This is a genomic window from Spirillospora sp. NPDC052242 (genome assembly GCF_040679555.1).
Taxonomy (GTDB): Bacteria; Actinomycetota; Actinomycetes; order Streptosporangiales; family Streptosporangiaceae; genus Spirillospora.
This window is the reverse complement of sequence record NZ_JBFAUZ010000025.1, coordinates 1-19,897: the sequence shown is the minus strand read 5'-3', so window position 1 is coordinate 19,897 and position 19,897 is coordinate 1. Positions and strand designations below refer to the sequence as shown.

Genomic DNA, 19,897 nt, shown 5'->3' with positions numbered 1-19,897 from the left:
GCACTAGACTGCGGGCGTCCCACGCCGACCGGAGTCGATCACACAGCCATGTCTGCACCCAACAAGTCCTATGACCCCGTCGAGGTCTCCGCGCTCCAGCCGCAGGAGGTGGAGCGGGCCCGCGACGAGGCCCTCGCCGCCATCGCCGCGGCCGCCGACCTCGACGCCCTCAAGCAGGTACGCCTGGCGCACGCCGGCGACCGCTCGCCGCTGGCCCTCGCCAACCGCGAGATCGGCGCGCTGCCGCCCGCGGCCCGCGCCGACGCGGGCAAGCGCATCGGCGCCGCCCGCGGCGCCGTCGGGCAGGCGCTGAAGAAGCGCCAGGCCGAGCTCGAGGACGAACGCGACCAGCGCGTCCTGGTCGAGGAGACCGTCGACGTCACCCTGCCCTGGAACCGCGCGCCGCGCGGCGCGCGGCACCCGCTGACCACCATGCAGGAGCGGATGGCGGACGTCTTCGTCTCCATGGGCTTCGAGGTCGCCGAGGGCCCCGAGGTCGAGGCGGAGTGGTTCAACTTCGACGCCCTGAACTTCAAGCCCGACCATCCGGCCCGCACGATGCAGGACACCTTCTTCGTCGAGTCGGAGGAGACCGGGCTGGTGCTGCGCACGCACACCTCCCCGGTGCAGATCCGGTCGCTGCTGTCGCGGGACCTGCCGGTGTACGTGGTGGCGCCGGGGCGCACGTTCCGCACCGACGAGCTGGACGCCACGCACAGCCCCGTCTTCCACCAGCTGGAGGGCCTCGCCGTCGACGAGGGGCTGACGATGGCGGACCTGCGCGGCGGCATCGAGGCGTTCGTCGCGGGGATGTTCGGCGCGGGCCTGGCGACGCGGTTCCGGCCGTCGTACTTCCCGTTCACCGAGCCGTCCGCCGAGGTGGACATGCAGTGCTTCGTGTGCCGGGGCGCGTCCGCCGAGCCCGGCGGCGACCCGTGCCGCACCTGCAGCTCGGAGGGCTGGATCGAGCTCGGCGGCTGCGGCATGGTCAACCCGCGGGTGCTCACGGCCTGCGGCGTCGACCCGGACCGCTACAGCGGCTGGGCGTTCGGGCTGGGCGTCGAGCGGACGCTGATGTTCCGGCACGGCGTGGAGGACATGTACGACATGGTGGAGGGCGACGTCCGGTTCACCCTCCCGTTCGGGATGGAGATCTGATGCGGGCCCCGCTTTCCTGGGTGCGCGAGCACGTCGCGCTGCCGGCGGACGTGACCGGCCGCGACCTGGCCGAGAAGCTGATCGCGGCGGGCCTGGAGGTCGAGACGGTCGAGCGGGCCGGCGCCGACATCACCGGGCCGCTGGTCGTCGGCGAGGTCCTGGCGATCGAGGAGCTGACCGGGTTCAAGAAGCCGATCCGGTACTGCCAGGTGGACGTCGGTGACGCCAACGGCACCGGCGAGCCGCAGAACATCGTGTGCGGGGCGACGAACTTCGCCGTCGGCGACCGCATCGTGGCGATCCTGCCCGGCGGCGTGCTGCCGGGCGGGTTCGAGATCGGCGCGCGCAAGACCTACGGCAAGATGTCCGAGGGCATGATCTGCTCGGTCGCCGAACTCGGCATCGGCGACGACCACGGCGGCATCCTGGTGCTGCCGCCGGACGCGCCGGTCGGCGCGGACGCGATCGAGCTGCTCGGGCTCCGCGACGACGTCCTCGACATCGCCGTCACGCCCGACCGCGGCTACGCGCTGTCGATCCGCGGGATCGCCCGCGAGGCCGCGACCGCCTACGACGTCCCGTTCACCGACCCCGCCGACGTCGCGCTTCCGGCGGCGTCCGGCGAGGCGTACCCGGCGAGCATCGCCGACCCGTCCGCCTGCGACCGGTTCGTCCTGCGCGAGGTCCGCGGCTTCGACCCGGACGCGCGGACGCCGATGTGGATGCGGGTCCGGCTGCACCGCGCCGGGATGCGGCCGGTGTCGCTCGCCGTCGACGTCACCAACTACGTGATGCTGGAGCTCGGGCAGCCGCTGCACGCCTTCGACCGGGCCAAGCTCACCGGCCCGATCGTCGTGCGGCGCGCCGCGTCCGGCGAGGTGCTGGAGACCCTCGACCACGTCAAGCGGACGCTGGACCCCGAGGACGTCCTCATCACCGACGAGTCGGGGCCGATCTCGATGGCGGGCGCGATGGGCGGCCTGGCCACCGAGATCGACGACCGGTCGTCCGACATGGTGATCGAGGCCGCGCACTTCGACGCGATCGGCACCGCCCGGATGTGCCGCCGGCACCGGCTGCACAGCGAGGCGTCGCACCGCTTCGAGCGCGGGGTCGACCGCGAGCTGCCGCTGTACGCGTCCTACCGGGCGGCGCGGATGCTCGCCGAACTGGGCGGCGCCGAGGTCCTGCCCGGGGTGACGCACGCCGAGGCGCCCGTCGAGCGGACGACCGTCACGATGCCGGCCGGGCACCCCGCGCGCGTCGCGGGCGTCCGGTACGGGCGCGACGCGGTCGTGCGGCGGTTGGAGCAGGTCGGCTGCACCGTCGAGGGCGCGGGGGAGGAGCTCACGGTGACGCCGCCGTCGTGGCGTCCCGACCTCGTCGACCCCAACGACCTGGCCGAAGAGGTCATCCGGCTGGAGGGGTACGAGAACATCCCGGTCCGGGCGCCGCGCCCGGCCGCCGGGCAGGGCCTCACCGCCGGGCAGCGGCTGCGCCGCCGCGTCGGCCGCGCGCTCGCCGGCGCCGGCTACGTGGAGGTGCTGAACTTCCCGTTCGTCGCCGAGAAGGACTGGGACGACCTGCAGCTGCCGGCCGACGACGCCCGGCGGCGCGCGCTGCGGCTCGCCAACCCGATGTCGGAGCAGGAGCCGCTGCTGCGCACCACGCTGCTGCCGGGGCTGCTGCGGACGCTCGCGCAGAACACCGGGCGCGGCTTCGGCGACGCCGCCCTGTACGAGCTGGGCGTGGTGTTCCGGCCCGACCCGGACGCGCCGAAGGCCGCGCCGCGCCTCGCGGTGGACCGGGGCCCGACGGCCGAGGAGATCGCGTCCGTGGAGGCCGCGCTGCCCGACCAGCCGCACCGGGTCGCGGTCGCGCTGTCCGGTGAGCGCGAGGCGTCCGGCTGGTGGGGCGAGGGCCGTCCGGCGCTGTGGGCGGACGCGATCGAGGCCGCCCGCACCGTCGCCCGCGAGGTCGGCGTCGAGCTGACCGTCGCGGCCGACCGGCACGCCCCGTGGCACCCGGGCCGCTGCGCGGCGCTGTACGCCGGCGACGTGCTGGTGGGGCACGCCGGCGAGCTGCACCCGCGCGTCACCAAGGCGTACGGGCTGCCGGCGCGCAGCTGCGCGATGGAGCTGGAGCTGCGCCGCCTCGGCGAGCCGGTGCGGGTCCGCGCGCCGCACGTGTCGACCTACCCGGTCGCCGTGCAGGACGTCGCCCTGGTCGTGGACGACGCCGTCCCCGCGGCCGACGTGGAGGCGGCGCTGCGCGACGGCGCCGGGGAGCTGCTGGAGACGATCCGGCTGTTCGACGTCTACACCGGCGAGCAGGTCGGGGAGGGCCGCAAGTCGCTGGCCTACTCGTTGCGGTTCCGCGCCGCGGACCGCACGCTGACCGCCGAGGAGGCGTCGGGCGCGCGGGACGCGGCGGTCGCCGCCGCGGCCGACCGCACCGGCGCCGTCCTGCGCGGCGCCTGACGATCGCGCGCCCACGCGGCCCGGATCCGCCCCGCGGGTCCGGGCCGCGTCCGCGTCCGGAGCCGGTCCGGCGCCGCCGGGCAGACGCTCCGCCGGAAGAATTTCTTAACGCTACTTGTGTTGCGATAAGCGTTCGAGTAATCTGGCCCCGTCACATTGCCGCCCGGTTGGGGAGTCCATTGAGGATCTGAGGTCGCAGGCACCGCGCGACAAGCCGCGCCCGTCATCGGGCCGCCGGCACGCGCATGCGATCTCAGCGGACCCTCGTCCCCGGGCTTTCCTACGCCCGCAGGCGCGATGCGCGTTCTCCGCGGTGTCTCCACGTGTCAAGCACACCGAACGACACCACCGGAGGAGCGCCTCTTGTCTCACGCCATCGTCTGCACCGACCTGTCCTTCGCCTGGCCCGACGGGACGACCGTCCTGGACGGCCTCGACGTCGCGTTCGGCGCCGGACGCACCGGTCTGATCGGCGTCAACGGGGCGGGGAAGTCCACCCTGCTGAAGCTCGTCGCCGGGGAACTGCGGCCGGGCTCGGGCAGCATCACCGTCGACGGCGAGGTCGGCTACCTGCCGCAGACCCTCGTCCTCGACGGCTCCGCCACGGTCTCCGACCTGCTCGGCATCAGCGGGACGCGCGCCGCGCTGCACGCCATCGAGCGGGGCGAGGCCACCGAGGCGAACTTCGCGGCCGTCGGCGACGACGGCTGGGACGTCGAGGAGCGGGCCCGCGCCGAGCTGGACCGGCTCGGCCTCGAGCACCTCGACCTCGACCGGCCCGTCCCGACGCTGTCCGGCGGCGAGGCCATGATGGTCGGGCTCGCCGCGCTGCTGCTCGCCCGTCCCGACGTCCTGCTGCTGGACGAGCCGACCAACAACCTCGACCTGGACGCGCGGCGCCGCCTCTACGACGCGGTCGCGGCCTGGAAGGGCGTGCTGGTCGTCGTCAGCCACGACCGGGAACTGCTGGAGCTGGTCGACGATATCGCCGACCTGCGCGACGGCGGCGTCCGCTCGTTCGGCGGCAACCTGTCCGCCTACGAGGAACTGCTCGCCGTCGAGAAGGAGGCGGCCGAACGCGCCGTCCGCGCCGCCGAGACCGACCTGCGCCGGCAGAAACGCGAGCTGGAGGAGGCGCAGGTCAAGCTCGCCCGGCGCAAGCGGTACGGCGACAAGATGAACGAGAACAAGCGCGAACCGAAGATCGTGATGGGGGAGCGCAAGCGGCAGGCGCAGGTCGCGGCCGGCAAGCACCGCATCATGCACGAGGAGCGGCTCGCCGACGCCCGGACCCGGCTCGACGACGCGGAGAGCGCCGTCCGCGACGACGACGAGATCCGCGTCGAGCTGCCCGCGACGCGCGTCCCGGCGGGGCGCACCGTCGTGACCGTCACCGGGCTGTCCGCGCCGGAGCCCGAGCCCGCGACGCTCACCGAGCTGATCGTCCGGGGCCCGGAGCGGATCGGCCTCGTCGGCCCGAACGGCTCGGGCAAGACGACCTTCCTGCGCGCGCTGGTCGGCGAGTCGGCCCCCGACGGGACGATCGTCAAGATCGGCGTCGACGGCGTGCGGTACCTGCCGCAGCGCCTGGACGTCCTGGACGAGGCCCTCAGCGTGATCGACAACGTCCGGGCGCACGCCCCGTCGGCGTCCGTCACCGAGATCCGGTCGGGGCTGGCGCGCTTCCTGTTCCGGGGCGCGCGGGCCGAGCGGCCCGCGGGGACCCTGTCGGGCGGCGAGCGCTTCCGCGCGGTGCTGGCGTCGCTGCTGCTCGCCGAGCCGCCCCCGCAGCTCCTGCTGCTGGACGAGCCGACGAACAACCTCGACATGGCCAGCGCCCGCCAGCTCGCCCAGGCGCTCGCGGCGTACCGGGGCGCGCTCGTCGTGGTCAGCCACGACCTGCCGTTCCTGCGCACGCTGGGCCTCACCCGCTGGCTGCGGATGGACCGCGCGACCGGCCTGACGGAGGTGGAACCGGAGTGATCCGAAAAATGCGGTGATACCGCGATTCGCCCGCTGCTACGGTCCTTGCTGTCCATCGAGGGGAGCGAACGAGATGCCGACGAGGCTCAACCAGATCATCGCGGTCGAGAAGGGCGTGAAGAGCAAGTCCGTCCAGGACCTCGCGGCCGCGCAGCAGGCGGTCCAGAAGGCTCCGCTGCTGTCCGGCATCTCGCGGACCTACCAGCCCAAGGACGAGGAGGGGGAGCAGTTCCCCGCGGAGTCCACCCGGGTGCAGGTCAAGGTCGACGACGTCCTGCGCGACGTGACGGGGTCGCTGACGCGCCTGTTCGACGTCACCGCCACCAAGGACTGGGCGAACTGCGACGCCCGCGCCGACGTGGCCGTGGACGGCACGACGATCCTGCGGGACGTGCCGGTGTCCTACCTGCTCTTCCTGGAGAAGCAGCTGAAGGAGCTGCACGGCTTCGTCCGGCGGCTGCCGGTGCTGGACGCCGCCGAGACGTGGGTGTTCGACCCGTCCACCGACGTGTGGCGGACCGAGCCGGTCCGCACCGTGAAGACGAAGAAGGTCCCGCGCAACCACGTCAAGGCGGAGGCGACCGAGAACCACCCGGCGCAGGTCGAGGTGTACTACGAGGACGTCACGATCGGCCACTGGACGACCGTGAAGTTCTCCGGGGCGCTCCCGGCCAGGCGGGTCAACGAGCTGCTCGGCCGGATCGAGCGGCTGCAGGACGCCGTCAAGTTCGCGCGCGAGGAGGCGAACGGCGCCGACGTGACGGACCGGCGCGTCGGGGAGGCGGTGTTCGGCTACCTCTTCGGCTGACCGCGCCGGGACCGGCCGACAACTGAAAAGGATCCTCCCGCCGGCGTGCGGGAGGTGCGCGAGGAGCGCAAGCTGAAGCTGAAGCCGAAGCTGACAAGGGTGTGCGAAATGCGGGTTCGAGTCCCGCCCCCGGCACTCGCGCCGGGGTGGCCCAACCGGTAGAGGCAGCCGCCCGTCAACCTCAGATTCTCGCTCCAGACTCAGCATTCACCGCCGATCGCCGGATCGCGCGGACGTGGACGGGTCCCTTGAGATGCCGGTTCGATTCCGGCTCGCTCCGCTCGTGGGGCGATGGCGTAAAGGTAACGCGCAAGGGCCGCATCAGACTGATCCACGTCCTTTGACAGACCGGCGTGCGAATTGGGCGGTAACCACAGGGGCCCGGGGGATGGCAAAACCCCCGGGCCCCGCCTACGCTCCGGCGCCTACGTCAGCACGCGCTTGGTGAACGTGCGGGTCGCGGCCCACGTCAGGACGACCGTCCCGCCGACGATCGCGAGCAGGAACGCCCACGCGGGCATGTGCGGGATGTCGGGCGTCAGCGTGCTGCGCAGGCCCTCGCTGACGTACACGAGCGGGTTGAGCAGGCTGAGGTACTGCAGCCACGGGATGCTCTCCAGCGCCGACCACGGGTAGTAGACGCAGCCGAGCATGGTCATCGGCAGCAGGATCAGCGAGAACATCATCTGGACCTTCTGCGGGTTCATGAGCGTGCCGAGCAGCAGCCCGCCGGAGGCGGCCAGCAGCGACCCGGCGACCATGACCAGGATCAGGACGGGCCAGTTGTCCACGTTCACCTGCGGCGCCTCGCCCTCGGCGTGGATGAACAGCACCGCGGGGAACACCAGCAGCCCGCCGATGAGCCCCTGCAGCGCCGCCGCGAGGATCTTCTGGATCGCCAGCAGCGGGATCGTGACCGGCGCCAGCGCCCGGTCGGTGATCGACTTCTGCCAGTTCAGCTCCATCATCAGCGGGAAGGTCACCGCCATCATCGCCTGCATGATGATGGACGAGCCGACCAGGCCCGGCACCAGGATGGTGGAGAACGTGGCGCCGCCCGCGCCGGCCATCGCGCCGCCGCCGAGCTTGGGCAGCACGTAGGCGAACACGAAGACGAACATGACGGGCTGCATCAGCACCCGGACGAACGTCGAGATCAGGTTCTTGCGCATCACCCGCACTTCGCGCGCCATCATCGCGGCGAACGTGCGCGGGACCGTCGCCCGCGCCGGGGGCGGCGGCGTCAGCACCGGGACGCTGCTCATTCCCTGTACTCCCTTCCGGTCAGGGTGAGGAAGACGGTCTCCAGGCTGGGGCGCAGCTGGCTGGCGTCGGTGACGCCGACGCCGGACTTCGCGCCGAGCGCGACGAGCTCGCCGAGGACGCCGTCCGGTTCGGCGGCGAACACCCGCACCTGCCCGTCGCCGACCTCGACCTTGGTGATGCCGTCGCGGTCGCCCAGCGCCTCGACGTCGCGGGGCACCGCGTCGTCGTAGGAGACGGTGATGACGGTGTCGGCGCCCGCGCTGTTCTTCAGCTCGTCGACCGTGCCGCTCGCGAGGACCTTGCCGTGGTCGACGACCGCGACCCGGTCGCAGAGCGCCTCGGCCTCCTCCATGTAGTGGGTCGTGAGGACGATCGTCTGCCCGCCCTCCTGCAGGCCGCGCAGCACGTCCCACAGGTTCGCGCGGGTCTGCGGGTCGAGCCCGGCGGTCGGCTCGTCCAGGAACAGCACCTCGGGCCCGTGCATCAGCGCGCGGCAGATCATCACGCGCTTGGCCTGCCCGCCCGACATCTCGAACGGGTTGCCCTTGCGGTGCTCGCCGAGCCCGAACAGCTCGATCAGCTCGTCGGCGCGGCGGCGGGCGTCCTTGGTGCTCAGCCCGAAGAACCGGCCGCGGAACTCGAGGTTCTCGGCGGCGGTCAGGTCGCTGTCGAGGGTGTTGTTCTGCGACACCACGCCGATGCGCCGCTTGATCTCGACGGTGTCCTTCACGACGTCCAGGCCGCACACCGACGCGCTGCCGCCGGTCGGGACGACGAGCGTGGTGAGCATGCCGATGGTCGTGGACTTGCCCGCGCCGTTCGGCCCGAGCAGGCCGAAGAACTCGCCGCGCGGGACGTCCAGGTCGATGCCGCGGACGGCGGGCACCTCGGGCCGCGGCCCGGAGGCGGGGTAGGTCTTGCGCAGGTCGACGGCGCGGACGGCCGCGCCGTGGGCCGCGCCGCCGTCCGGCGGGCGCGCGCCGCCGGGGGACCGTTCGTTGTCGGGGAACGCGGTCAACAGCGGTCTCCTTCGGAGAAGTCGGTGAAGCGTTCGAGCAGGGTGAGCAGGTAGCGGCGCACGGCGGGCTCGTCGGCGTCGTCGGCGACGTCGTACAGCGCCCACAGGTCCCGCGACATGGCGTGCCCCGTCTCGGCGACGAGCGCGCGGCCGGCGTCGGTGACGTGCAGCCGGACGGCGCGGCGGTCGCGTTCGTCGCGGCGGCGCTCCAGCAGCCCGTTGCGCTCCAGGGTGTCGGCGACCGACGTCGCGGTGGCGGCCGACTGCATGAGCCGCCGGGCGACCTCCCCGGGGCGCAGGCCGTCCTCGCCCACCAGGATGCGCAGCATGAAGAACCCGGCGGGGCTGACGCCGTGCTTCTCGACGAGCCGCCACATGACCGGGCCCGCCAGTTTCGAGGCGGCGGCGAACAGCCGGCCGACGGGCCATTCCTCGGGCGGGCCGAGGTCGGCGAGGTCGCCGAAGCCGAGAGTCTCCCTGTCCATGCGCTCGATTGTGAGGCCGCTGAAATTAAGTTGTCAAATCATTAGAGGGCTAAGTATCTTCGCTGTGGCGTCGGTCTCATCGCCGCGCCGCACCGCGGTCCGGCTTTGAATATTCATCCATTGCCATGCATACTCTTGCTTGTCGCTTCCGAAGGGCAGAGTGGAACATGGGAATCCGGACGGCGGTCGCCGGCGCCAGCGGTTACGCTGGCGGCGAGCTGCTGCGCATCCTCGACGGACACGCCGAATTCGAGATCGGCGCGCTGACGGCGGGCTCCAACGCGGGCACCGAACTGGGCGCGCACCAGCCCCACCTGCGATCCCTGGCCGGGCGCGTCCTGGCCGAGACCACCCCGGACGTCCTCGCCGGGCACGACGTCGTCTTCCTCGCGCTGCCGCACGGGCGGTCCGCCGAACTCGCCGAACGCCTCGGCGACGACGTCCTCGTCGTCGACTGCGGCGCCGACTTCCGCCTCACCGACCCGGCCGCCTGGGAGAGGTTCTACGGGACGCCGCACTCCGGCACCTGGCCCTACGGCCTCCCCGAACTCCCCGGCGCCCGCGACGCGCTGCGCGCCACCCGGCGCATCGCCGTCCCCGGCTGCTACCCGACGGCCGTCACCCTCGCGCTGCTCCCGGCGTTCACCGCCGGGATCGCCGAACCCGACGTCGTCGTGGTCGCGGCGTCCGGCACGTCCGGCGCGGGACGGTCCCTCAAGCCGCACCTGCTGGGCAGCGAGGTCATGGGGTCGATGAGCCCCTACGGGGTCGGCGGCACCCACCGCCACACCCCCGAGATCGTGCAGAACCTCAGCGCGGCCGCCGGCGAGCGCGTGACCGTGTCGTTCACGCCGACGCTCGCGCCGATGAGCCGCGGCATCCTCGCCACCTGCACCGCCAAGGCCCGTCCCGGCCTCACCGCCGAGGCACTGCGGGACGCCTACGCGACGGCCTACGCGGGGGAGCCGTTCGTCGGCCTGCTCCCCGAGGGACGCTGGCCCGCCACCTCCATGACCCTCGGCGCGAACACCGCGCTCGTCCAGGTCGCCCTGGACGAGGACGCGGGCCGCATCGTCGCCGTCGCCGCCATCGACAACCTCACCAAGGGCACCGCGGGAGGCGCCGTGCAGAGCGCCAACCTCGCCCTCGGCCTCCCGGAAGAACTCGGGCTGACCACGATCGGAGTGTCCCCGTGAGCGTCACCGCACCCCAGGGTTTCCGCGCCGCCGGCGTCGTCGCCGGGCTCAAGGACAGCGGCAACCGCGACCTCGCCCTGGTCGTCAACGACGGCCCGTCCCGCGCCGCCGCCGGCGTCTTCACCCGCAACCGCGTGAAGGCCGCCCCGGTGCTGTGGTCCGAGCAGGTCCTCAAGGGCGGCCGCGTCCACGCGGTCGTGCTGAACTCCGGCGGCGCCAACGCCTGCACCGGCCCCGCCGGGTTCCAGGACACCCACGCCACCGCCGAGCGGGTCGCCGCGGCCCTCGGCGACTCCGCCGGCGAGGTCGCGGTCTGCTCCACCGGCCTCATCGGCGAGCGGCTCCCCATGGACGCGCTGCTGCCCGGCGTGGACGCCGCCGCCGCCGAACTGTCGCGCGGCGACGGCGGGCTCGCCGCGGCCGACGCGATCCGCACCACCGACACCGTCGCCAAGATCTCCTTCCGGCAGGGCGCCGGCGGCTACATGATCGGCGCGATGGCCAAGGGCGCGGGCATGCTCGCCCCGTCCCTCGCCACCATGCTCTGCGTGATCACCACCGACGCCGACCTGCCCGCCGAGACCCTCGACCGGGCGCTGCGCGCCGCCACCGGCGCCACCCTCGACCGGCTCGACGCCGACGGCTGCATGTCCACCAACGACACCGTCCTGCTGCTGGCGTCCGGCGCCGCCGGGACCGTCCCCGCCGAGGACGAGTTCACCGCGCTGCTCACCGAGGTCTGCGCCGACCTCACCCGGCAGCTCCTCGTGGACGCCGAGGGCGCCTCCAAGGCCATCGCGATCGAGGTCGTCGGCGCCGCGACCGAGGACGACGCGGTCGTCGTCGGCCGCTCCATCGCCCGCAACAACCTGCTCAAGTGCGCCATCCACGGAGAGGACCCCAACTGGGGCCGGGTCCTGTCGGCCGTCGGCACCACCGACGCCGTCTTCGAACCCGACCAGCTCAACGTCGCGATCAACGGCGTGTGGGTGTGCCGGGGCGGCTCCTTCGGCGACGACCGCGACAAGGTCGACCTGCGCCCCCGGGACGTGACGATCACCGTCGACCTCGCCGCGGGCCCGCACAGCGCCACCGTCTGGACGACCGACCTCACGGCCGACTACGTCCACGAGAACTCGGCGTACTCGACATGAGCGCGATCACCCCGGGCGCCCAGATGCGCCAGAACCGGGCCGGCGTCATGGCGAAGGCCGAGACGCTCATCAAGGCGCTGCCGTGGCTCGAGCGGTTCCACGGACGCACCGTCGTGATCAAGTACGGCGGGCACGCCATGACCGACGAGGCGCTGCGGCACTCCTTCGCCGAGGACGTCGTGTTCCTGCGCTACGCGGGCCTCAAGCCCGTGATCGTGCACGGCGGCGGCCCGCAGATCAACGCCGCCCTCGACCGCAACGGCATCGAGTCGTCCTTCACCGCGGGCCTGCGCGTCACCACCCCGGAGGCCATGGAGGTCGTCCGGATGGTCCTCACCGGCCAGGTGCAGCGGGACGTCGTCGGGCTGATCAACCGGCACGGCCCGTTCGCGATCGGCATGTCGGGGGAGGACGCGAACCTGCTCACCGCCGAGCGCAAGCGCGCCGTCGTCGACGGCGAACCGGTCGACATCGGCCAGGTCGGCGAGATCGTCGAGGTGCAGGTCGGGGCCGTCCGCGCGATGCTCGACGACGGGCGCGTCCCGGTCATCTCCAGCGTCGCGCGCGGCGACGACGGCGAGGTCTACAACGTCAACGCCGACACCGCCGCCGCCGCGATCGCCGTCGCGCTCGACGCCGCCAAGCTCGTCGTCCTCACCGACGTCGAGGGCCTCTACGCGAACTGGCCCGACAGCGACGACGTCATCGACCGGCTCACCACCGACGAGCTCGCCGACCTGCTGCCCGGCCTGTCGGCGGGCATGGTGCCGAAGATGGAGGCCTGCCTGACCGCCGTGCGCGGCGGCGTCCCGCAGGCCCACGTGCTGGACGGGCGGGTGTCGCACTCGCTCCTGCTGGAGATCTTCACCGACGAAGGGATCGGGACGATGGTGCTGCCCAGCCCCGCGGGCGTGCGGCGGACGACGGAGGGGAACGCGTGAGCGGCGACGATCTCAGGAAGCGGTTCGAGGCCGCGTTCATGCCGAACTACGGCGTCCCGCCGGTCGCGCTCGCCCGCGGCGAGGGATGCACCGTCTGGGACGCCGACGGACGCGCCTACCTCGACCTCATCGCCGGGATCGCCGTCAGCTCCCTCGGCCACGCGCACCCCGCCCTCGTCGAGGCCGTCACCGCGCAGGCCGCGACGATCGCGCACACCTCGAACCTGTTCCTGCACGAGCCCGAGGTGCTGCTGGCCGAGCGGCTGCGCGGCCTGCTGGGCGGCGACGACGGGCCGGCGGGCCGGGTCTTCCTCGCCAACAGCGGCACCGAAGCCAACGAGTGCGCCCTCAAGCTCGCGATCAAGTACGGCAAGGAGAACGGCCGCTCGTACTTCGTCGCCACCGAGAACGGCTTCCACGGCCGCACGCTCGGCGCGCTCTCCCTCACCGGCAAGGCCGCGATCCGCGAGCCGTTCGGACCGTTCGGCCGCGACGTCCGGTTCGTCCCCTACGGGGACGCCGACGCCCTCAAGGCCGCCGTCGACGGCGACTGCGCCGCGGTGTTCCTCGAACCCACCCAGGGCGAGGCCGGGGTCGTCCCCCCGCCGGACGGCTACTTCGCCGCCGCCCGCGAGATCTGCGACGCCACGGGCGCGCTGCTCGTCGCCGACGAGATCCAGTCCGCGATCGGCCGGACCGGCACCTGGTTCGCGTTCCAGCACGAGAACGCCAGGCCCGACGTCATCACCCTCGCCAAGGGCCTCGGCGGCGGCCTCCCGATCGGCGCCTGCGTCGCGTTCGGCCCGCACGGCGACCTGTTCGCCAAGGGCGACCACGGCAGCACCTTCGGCGGCAACCCGATCGGTGCCGCCGCCGCGCTCGCCGTCCTCGACACCATCGACCGCGACGGGCTGCTCGGCAACGCCACCGCCGTCGGCGACGAACTCGCCGCGGGCATCGCCGCCGTCGACCACCCGCTGCTCGCGGGCGTCCGGGGCCGCGGCCTGTGGCGCGCGATCGTCCTCACCGGCCCGCACGCCCCGGCCGTCGAGGCCGCCGCCCGCGACGCCGGGTTCCTGATCAACGCGCTGCAGCCGGACGCGCTGCGGCTCGCCCCGCCGCTGATCATCACCGCCGAGCAGGCCCGCGCGTTCACCGCCGCACTGCCCGCGATCCTCGACGCCGCCCGATCCGCCGCCCAATCCGCCGCCGACGCCGCCGGCGACTCCGCCGTGAAGGAGAATTGAGCGATGACCAGGCACTTCCTGCGCGACGACGACCTCACCCCGGCCGAGCAGGCCGAGGTCCTCGACCTGGCCGCCCGCGTCAAGGCGGACCGGTTCGGGCACCGGCCCCTGGAGGGCCCGCGGTCCGTCGCCGTGCTGTTCGACAAGCCGTCCACCCGCACCCGGCTCTCGTTCACCGCCGGCATCGCCGAACTCGGCGGCAACCCGCTCGTCATGGACGCCGGCACCAGCCAGCTCGGCCGCGGCGAGACCATCGCCGACACCGCCCGCGTCCTCGAACGGCAGGTCGCCGCCATCGTGTGGCGCACCGCCGGGCAGGAGCGCATCGAGGAGATGGCCGAGGGCACGACCGTCCCGGTCGTCAACGCCCTCACCGACGAGTTCCACCCCTGCCAGATCCTCGCCGACCTGCAGACCGTCCGCGAGCACCGCGGCGACCTCGCCGGCGCGACCCTCGCCTACTTCGGCGACGGCGCCAACAACATGGCCCACTCCTACCTCCTCGGCTGCGCCACCGCCGGCATGCACGTCCGCGTCGGCGCCCCCGCGTCCCTGCCGCCCGACCCCGCCGTCGTCAAGCGCGCCACCGAGATCGCCGCCGACACCGGCGGCTCCGTCACCGTCACCGACGACCCCGCCGCGGCCGCCGACGGCGCCGACGTCCTCGCCACCGACACCTGGGTCTCCATGGGGCAGGACGGCAAGGACACCGCGCTCTACGAGCCGTACGCCGTCACCGAGGACCTCCTCGCCCGCGCCGCCGGCGACGCGATCGTCCTGCACTGCCTGCCCGCCTACCGCGGCAAGGAGATCGCCGCGTCCGTCCTCGACGGCCCGCGCAGCCGCGTCTGGGACGAGGCCGAGAACCGCCTGCACGCCCAGAAGGCCCTGCTCGTCTGGCTGCTGGAGCGGTCCGGGTGAACACGCCGATGACCAAGGCCGCCCGGCACGCCCGGGTGATCGAGCTGCTCACCCGCCACCCCGTCCACTCCCAGGGCGAGCTGGCGAAGCTGCTCGGCGACGAGGGCGTCGAGGTCACCCAGGCCACCCTCTCGCGCGACCTCGTCGAGATCGGCGCCGTCCGGCTCCGCGGCGACGACGGCAGCCTCATCTACGCCGTCCCCGGCGAGGGCGGCCAGCGGATCCCGCGCGCCCGCACCGGCGCCGCCGAGACCTTCACCGGACGGCTGACCCGGCTCGCCGCCGAACTGCTCGTGTCCGCCGAGGCGTCCGCCAACCTCGTCATCGTGCGGACCCCGCCCGGCGCCGCCCAGTACCTCGCCTCGGCCATCGACCACGCCGAGTGGTCCACGATCCTCGGCACCGTCGCGGGCGACGACTCCATCCTCGTCATCGCCCGCGACCCGAACGGCGGCGACGACGTCGCCCAGTCGCTCCTCAAGCTGACCGAAGGCCGGGAACGACGAAGCTAGGGGCCGACGCCCCGCACCCAACGGGCCGTCCCGCCCGGCGCGCCCCGCAGCCCGTACGCTGTGGGGACGCCGTCCACCGCGGTGCCCGCGCGCGCCAGCGGCGCACGCCGGCGCGGCGCCGCGGGACGGCCGACGAACGAATCGACATGGTGGGAAGAAGAGGAAATTCCGTGACCAAGGCACCGACGCGGCTGTGGGGCGGCCGGTTCGAGGGCGGCCCGTCGGACGCGCTCGCCCGGCTCTCGGTGAGCGTCCAGTTCGACTGGCGGCTCGCCCCCTACGACCTCATGGGCTCGCGCGCACACGCCCGCGTCCTCAACCGGGCGGGACTGCTCACCGACGACGAGCTCGAGCGCATGATCGGTGCCCTGGACGACCTCGAGGAGGCGTGCCGCACCGGCGAGTTCCGTCCCGCCGTCGCCGACGAGGACGTCCACACCGCCCTCGAGCGCGGCCTGCTGGAACGGCTCGGCGCCCTCGGCGGCAAGCTCCGCGCGGGCCGCAGCCGCAACGACCAGGTCGCCACCGACCTGCGCCTCTACCTGCGCGACCACGCCCGCCAGATCGTCTCCCGGCTGGTCGAGCTGGAGACCGCGCTGATCGCCCAGGCCGAGCACAACCTCGGCGTCGCGGCCCCCGGCATGACGCACCTGCAGCACGCGCAGCCCGTCCTGTTCTCGCACCAGCTGCTCGCGCACGTCCAGCCCCTCACCCGCGACATCGACCGGCTCCGCGACTGGGACCGCCGCACCGCCGTGTCCCCGCTCGGCTCCGGTGCCCTCGCCGGGTCGTCCCTGCCGCTCGACCCGCAGGCCACCGCCGCCGAACTCGGGTTCGACGCCGCCGCGCCCAACTCCATGGACGCCGTCGCCGACCGCGACTTCGTCGCCGAGTTCCTCTTCGCCGCCGCGCTCATCGGCGTCCACCTCTCCCGCCTCGGCGAGGAGATCTGCCTCTGGGCGTCGCAGGAGTTCCGCTGGATCGAGATGGACGACACCTACGCCACCGGGTCGTCGATCATGCCGCAGAAGAAGAACCCCGACGTCGCCGAACTCGCCCGCGGCAAGGCCGGCCGCCTCATCGGCCACCTCGTCGGCCTCCTGACCACCCTCAAGGGCCTGCCGCTCACCTACAACCGCGACCTGCAGGAGGACAAGGAGGGCGCCTTCGACGCCGTCGAGACCCTCCTGCTCGTCCTGCCCGCCATGTCCGGCCTCATCGCCACCATGCGCGTCAACACCGAGCGCCTCGAGGCCACCGCCGCCGACGGCTTCGCCCTCGCCACCGACCTCGCCGAACTGCTCGTCCGGCGCGGCGTCGCCTTCCGCGACGCCCACGAGGTCGTCGGGCACCTCGTCGTCTGGTGCCAGGTGAACGACAAGAACTTCGACGACCTCACCGACGACGAACTGATCAAGGTGTCGCCGCACCTGACGCCCGACGTCCGCGAGGTCCTGAACGTCCCCGGCGCCCTCGCGTCCCGCAAGGCCCACGGCGGCACCGCCCCCGACCGCGTCCGCGAGCAGATCACCGCCCTGCGCGCCCAGGTCAACGAGCACGCGTCCTGGGCCACCGGCGCCGACGCCTGACCCGCACGAGCCCACCGGGACCGTTCGGACCGATCCCCGAGGACGGCCCGAACGGTCCCGAAACGCCCTAGGCTGCGAACCGTCGGATCCCCAACGAGCACGGTGAGGCGATGGACGCGGCGCTCCTGCCACGCGAGTTCTTCGACGGCCCGGTCGACGAGATCGCGCCCGCACTCCTCGGACACGTCCTGCGGCACCGCACACCCGACGGCGACGTCGCCGTGCGGCTGACCGAGGTCGAAGCGTACGCGGGCCCCCTCGACCCCGCCTCCCACGCCTACCGCGGACGGACGGCCCGCAACGAGGTCATGTTCGGCCCGCCCGGCCACGCCTACGTCTACTTCACCTACGGCATGCACTTCTGCATGAACCTCGTGTGCGGCCCCGAAGGGACGTCCTCCGCCGTCCTCCTCCGCGCCGGCGAGATCATCGAGGGGGAGGAGACGGCCCGCGCGCGCCGCCCCCGCTCGTCCGTCCGGGACCTCGCCCGCGGCCCCGCCCGCCTCTGCGAGGCCCTCGGCATCGCCCGCGAGCAGAACGGCCTGGACATCTGCACGCCCGGCGGCGAACTGACCGTCCACCAGGGCGAACCCGCCGACCCCGCACGCGTCCGGCAGGGCCCCCGCACCGGCGTGAACGCCGCCAAGGACGTCCCCTGGCGGTTCTGGATCGACGGCGACCCGAACGTCTCCCCGTACCGTGCCCACGTCCCGCGCAACCGGAAGGCCGCCGCGTCCGGATGATCACCCCGCCCCCGCCGCCGCGCCCCAGCCGCCGCGCCGCCATGGTCGGCTGGCTCGCGTTCGGCCTCCTGCTCGCCGTCGTCATCGTCGACGGCCCGCTCCATCGCACCGCCGAGATCGGCGAGGTCGAACGGCAGCCGTCGTCCGTCCGGTACGAGGACGGGTCCGTGCACTACGCCGCGGTCATCGAGAAGAGCAGCCTGCTGTTCGGCCGCCACCAGTCGTACGAGCTCTACACCGGCCGGGACCCGGGCCTCTCCTACGGCCACTACGTCCGCATCGACTTCGGTGGCCGGCCGGAGATCGAGTCGGCCCGCTGGGACGAAACGGGCGTTCAGGTGACCTTCGCCTCAAGGCACCGCGTGTTCGTCCCCGCCCGCCACTACCTCGGCGGCCGTTGAATATCGTTGGCGTCACAAGCCCCCACCAGGGCAGACTGCCAGGGAAGACAGACAGGAGACGAGGAAGAACGTGACCGACATCCTGGACGACCTCGCGTGGCGCGATCTGATCGCGCAGTCCACCGATCAGGACGATCTGCGGGCACTGCTCGCCGCGGGGCCGGTCACGCTCTATTGCGGGTTCGACCCGACCGCGCCGTCCCTGCACCTGGGCAACCTGATCCAGATCCTCACGCTGCGCCGCTTCCAGAAGGCGGGTCACCGGCCCATCGGCCTCGTCGGCGGCGCCACCGGCCTGATCGGCGACCCCAGCGGCAAGAGCGCCGAGCGCGTCCTCAACTCGCAGGAGACCGTCGCCGGCTGGGTCGAGCGCATCCGCGGCCAGGTGTCCCGGTTCCTCGACTTCGACGAGGGCCCCACCGGCGCGACGATGGTCAGCAACCTCGACTGGACCGGCCCCATGACGGCCATCGAGTTCCTGCGCGACGTCGGCAAGCACTTCCCGGTCAACCGGATGCTCGCCCGGGAGACGGTCAAGACCCGCCTCGAGAGCACCGGCATGAGCTACACCGAGTTCAGCTACGTCCTGCTCCAGTCGATGGACTACCTCGAGCTGTACCGGCGCTACGGCTGCCGGCTGCAGACGGGCGGCAGCGACCAGTGGGGCAACCTCACCGCCGGCGTCGACCTCATCCGCCGCGTCGAGGGAGCGTCCGCGCACGCCCTCACCACACCGCTGCTCACCAAGGCCGACGGCTCCAAGTTCGGCAAGACCGCCGGCGGCGAGACCTACTGGCTCGACCCCGACCTGACCTCGCCGTACGCGTTCTACCAGTTCTGGTTCAACGCGGACGACCGTGACGTCGAGAAGTACCTCAAGGTCTTCAGCTTCCGCTCCCGCGACGAGATCGAGGACCTCGTCAAGCAGGGCGCCGAACGCCCCGCCGCCCGCGCGCCGCAGCGCGCGCTGGCCGAGGAGATGACCACGCTCGTCCACGGCGCGGACGAGACCGCCCGCGTCGTCGCGGCGTCCCGTGCCCTGTTCGGGCAGGGGTCCCTCGACGAACTGGACGCACGCACCCTCGGCGCGGCCCTCGCCGAGGTCCCGTCTGCGAACGTCGCCAAGGGAGAGCTCCCGCCGATCGTGGACCTCCTCGTGGCGTCCGGCCTGTGCAAAAGCAAGTCGGAGGCGCGGCGCGCGGTCGCCCAGGGCGGCGCGTACCTCAACAACGCGAAGGTCGACTCGGAGGACGCCGTCCCCGCATCCACCGACCTCCTGCACGGGCGCTACCTCGTCCTGCGGCGGGGCAAGCGCAACGTCGGGGGCGTCGAGGTGACCGGGTCCTGAACGCCCAGGTGAACGCCCGTCCGGAGTCCGCTCCGGGCGGGCGTTCGTTATGACTGCCCAAAAGTTGCGAAAACAAACGTCACAGTGAGGTCACGGAGACCCGCTCTACTGCCCTGAAAACCCTGCGTGAGCTGGGCTTTCGCATGATCTCGGCTCGATTTGACGGTCCTGCCGGGGCGTCCTAATGTTCTACACGCCCCACGGGGGAGCGGGACGCCGGAGACGGCGGCCGGCCCCGGGGGGAACCTCCAGACACCGAAGCGGGTGCGATCCGTCGCGCCCGAAACGGGACACGGAGGGCCGAACCACCCAGAGGTTGACAAACCGGGCGGATCGGATACAGTAGAAGGGTTGCCCCGGAGCGAGGGCCGCGAGAGCGGGACCGAGCGCGGTGGGTGTCCGTTTCTTGAGAACTCAACAGCGTGTTAAAAGCCAGTGCCTTTAACGATTCGGCCGGCAGGCCGGATCACCCCCGAGGCCCTGCATCCTCTCTTCGGGGAGGTTGTGAGGCTGGGGATTTCTTTGAGGCAAGCATCCAATGGATGCATTGCTGGGATTGTTTCCAAGGTTTGGCTCTTCGGGTTCGCCCCCGGTGAGTCGGTGAGACCTTAATGGAGAGTTTGATCCTGGCTCAGGACGAACGCTGG

Annotated in this window: 17 protein-coding genes; 14 read left to right on the top strand and 3 right to left on the bottom strand. The window is 72.7% G+C overall.

The genetic code is table 11. The annotated features are described in order from the left end of the window. The first annotated feature begins 48 nt into the window (after positions 1-48). From pheS to AB0L25_RS21155, 4 genes are all read left to right on the top strand, one after another. Positions 49-1,158 (top strand): phenylalanine--tRNA ligase subunit alpha, encoded by a 1,110-nt coding sequence (pheS, locus tag AB0L25_RS21170; RefSeq protein ID WP_500174343.1) that lies wholly within the window; start codon positions 49-51, stop codon positions 1,156-1,158. Further along, entirely contained in the window at positions 1,158-3,638 is a 2,481-nt protein-coding gene (pheT, locus tag AB0L25_RS21165) for a phenylalanine--tRNA ligase subunit beta (protein WP_500174342.1), read from the top strand. Before pheS ends, pheT begins: the two co-directional genes overlap by 1 nt. A gap of 363 nt (positions 3,639-4,001) precedes the next feature. Then, entirely contained in the window at positions 4,002-5,621 is a 1,620-nt protein-coding gene (locus AB0L25_RS21160; RefSeq protein WP_500174341.1) for an ABC-F family ATP-binding cassette domain-containing protein, read from the top strand. A 73-nt stretch (positions 5,622-5,694) separates the two neighbouring features. Continuing rightward, positions 5,695-6,429, top strand: coding sequence for a DUF7873 family protein (locus AB0L25_RS21155; RefSeq protein ID WP_500174340.1), 735 nt, complete (start codon positions 5,695-5,697; stop codon positions 6,427-6,429). Positions 6,430-6,854: 425 nt separating this feature from the next. On the opposite strand, the gene AB0L25_RS21150 is transcribed toward AB0L25_RS21155, so the two are convergent. From AB0L25_RS21150 to AB0L25_RS21140, 3 genes are read right to left on the bottom strand one after another with little or no spacing between them, the layout of a single operon-like run. Then, on the bottom strand, positions 6,855-7,694 hold the full coding sequence (locus AB0L25_RS21150; RefSeq protein ID WP_500174339.1) for an ABC transporter permease: 840 nt from the start codon (positions 7,692-7,694) through the stop codon (positions 6,855-6,857). Continuing rightward, a complete protein-coding gene (locus AB0L25_RS21145; protein ID WP_500174338.1) occupies positions 7,691-8,713 on the bottom strand; it encodes an ABC transporter ATP-binding protein in 1,023 nt (340 codons plus the stop codon). Before AB0L25_RS21145 ends, AB0L25_RS21150 begins: the two co-directional genes overlap by 4 nt. Next, positions 8,710-9,198, bottom strand: coding sequence for a MarR family winged helix-turn-helix transcriptional regulator (locus AB0L25_RS21140; RefSeq protein ID WP_500174337.1), 489 nt, complete (start codon positions 9,196-9,198; stop codon positions 8,710-8,712). The genes AB0L25_RS21145 and AB0L25_RS21140 overlap by 4 nt, the downstream gene beginning before the upstream one ends. 167 nt (positions 9,199-9,365) lie before the next feature. Here AB0L25_RS21140 and argC point away from each other — a divergent pair, with 167 nt between their 5' ends. The 10 genes from argC to tyrS all read left to right on the top strand — a co-directional run bounded on the left by argC (position 9,366) and on the right by tyrS (position 19,250). Beyond that, positions 9,366-10,394 carry an N-acetyl-gamma-glutamyl-phosphate reductase gene (argC, locus tag AB0L25_RS21135; RefSeq protein WP_500174336.1) on the top strand — a complete coding sequence of 343 codons (1,029 nt, stop codon included), beginning with the start codon at positions 9,366-9,368 and terminating at the stop codon, positions 10,392-10,394. After that, positions 10,391-11,548, top strand: a complete 1,158-nt coding sequence (gene argJ, locus AB0L25_RS21130; protein ID WP_500174335.1) for a bifunctional glutamate N-acetyltransferase/amino-acid acetyltransferase ArgJ — start codon at positions 10,391-10,393, stop codon at positions 11,546-11,548. Before argC ends, argJ begins: the two co-directional genes overlap by 4 nt. Positions 11,549-11,571: 23 nt before the next feature. Further along, on the top strand, positions 11,572-12,489 hold the full coding sequence (gene argB / locus AB0L25_RS21125) for an acetylglutamate kinase (RefSeq protein ID WP_500174437.1): 918 nt from the start codon (positions 11,572-11,574) through the stop codon (positions 12,487-12,489). Further along, complete coding sequence (locus AB0L25_RS21120; RefSeq protein ID WP_500174334.1) at positions 12,486-13,736, top strand: acetylornithine transaminase; 1,251 nt, start codon at positions 12,486-12,488, stop codon at positions 13,734-13,736. Before argB ends, AB0L25_RS21120 begins: the two co-directional genes overlap by 4 nt. A 3-nt stretch (positions 13,737-13,739) precedes the next feature. Beyond that, positions 13,740-14,657: an ornithine carbamoyltransferase gene (argF, locus tag AB0L25_RS21115; RefSeq protein WP_500174333.1), complete on the top strand. Its 918-nt coding sequence runs from the start codon at positions 13,740-13,742 to the stop codon at positions 14,655-14,657. Between the two features lie 8 nt (positions 14,658-14,665). After that, complete coding sequence (locus tag AB0L25_RS21110) at positions 14,666-15,169, top strand: arginine repressor (RefSeq protein WP_500174436.1); 504 nt, start codon at positions 14,666-14,668, stop codon at positions 15,167-15,169. Between the two features lie 170 nt (positions 15,170-15,339). Further along, a complete protein-coding gene (gene argH / locus AB0L25_RS21105; protein WP_500174332.1) occupies positions 15,340-16,758 on the top strand; it encodes an argininosuccinate lyase in 1,419 nt (472 codons plus the stop codon). A 110-nt stretch (positions 16,759-16,868) separates the two neighbouring features. Continuing rightward, a complete protein-coding gene (locus tag AB0L25_RS21100; RefSeq protein WP_500174331.1) occupies positions 16,869-17,501 on the top strand; it encodes a DNA-3-methyladenine glycosylase in 633 nt (210 codons plus the stop codon). Next, positions 17,498-17,902 carry a hypothetical protein gene (locus AB0L25_RS21095; protein ID WP_500174330.1) on the top strand — a complete coding sequence of 135 codons (405 nt, stop codon included), beginning with the start codon at positions 17,498-17,500 and terminating at the stop codon, positions 17,900-17,902. Before AB0L25_RS21100 ends, AB0L25_RS21095 begins: the two co-directional genes overlap by 4 nt. A gap of 70 nt (positions 17,903-17,972) precedes the next feature. Beyond that, complete coding sequence (tyrS, locus tag AB0L25_RS21090) at positions 17,973-19,250, top strand: tyrosine--tRNA ligase (RefSeq protein ID WP_500174329.1); 1,278 nt, start codon at positions 17,973-17,975, stop codon at positions 19,248-19,250. Positions 19,251-19,897: the final 647 nt, after the last annotated feature.

Coding starts and splice junctions, on each gene's coding strand:
- pheS (WP_500174343.1), top strand. CDS start 49: ATGTCTGCACCCAACAAGTCCTATGACCCCGTCGAGGTCTCCGCGCTC.
- pheT (WP_500174342.1), top strand. CDS start 1,158: ATGCGGGCCCCGCTTTCCTGGGTGCGCGAGCACGTCGCGCTGCCGGCG.
- AB0L25_RS21155 (WP_500174340.1), top strand. CDS start 5,695: ATGCCGACGAGGCTCAACCAGATCATCGCGGTCGAGAAGGGCGTGAAG.
- AB0L25_RS21150 (WP_500174339.1), bottom strand. CDS start 7,694: ATGAGCAGCGTCCCGGTGCTGACGCCGCCGCCCCCGGCGCGGGCGACG.
- AB0L25_RS21140 (WP_500174337.1), bottom strand. CDS start 9,198: ATGGACAGGGAGACTCTCGGCTTCGGCGACCTCGCCGACCTCGGCCCG.
- argC (WP_500174336.1), top strand. CDS start 9,366: ATGGGAATCCGGACGGCGGTCGCCGGCGCCAGCGGTTACGCTGGCGGC.
- argB (WP_500174437.1), top strand. CDS start 11,572: ATGCGCCAGAACCGGGCCGGCGTCATGGCGAAGGCCGAGACGCTCATC.
- argF (WP_500174333.1), top strand. CDS start 13,740: ATGACCAGGCACTTCCTGCGCGACGACGACCTCACCCCGGCCGAGCAG.
- AB0L25_RS21110 (WP_500174436.1), top strand. CDS start 14,666: ATGACCAAGGCCGCCCGGCACGCCCGGGTGATCGAGCTGCTCACCCGC.
- AB0L25_RS21100 (WP_500174331.1), top strand. CDS start 16,869: ATGGACGCGGCGCTCCTGCCACGCGAGTTCTTCGACGGCCCGGTCGAC.
- AB0L25_RS21095 (WP_500174330.1), top strand. CDS start 17,498: ATGATCACCCCGCCCCCGCCGCCGCGCCCCAGCCGCCGCGCCGCCATG.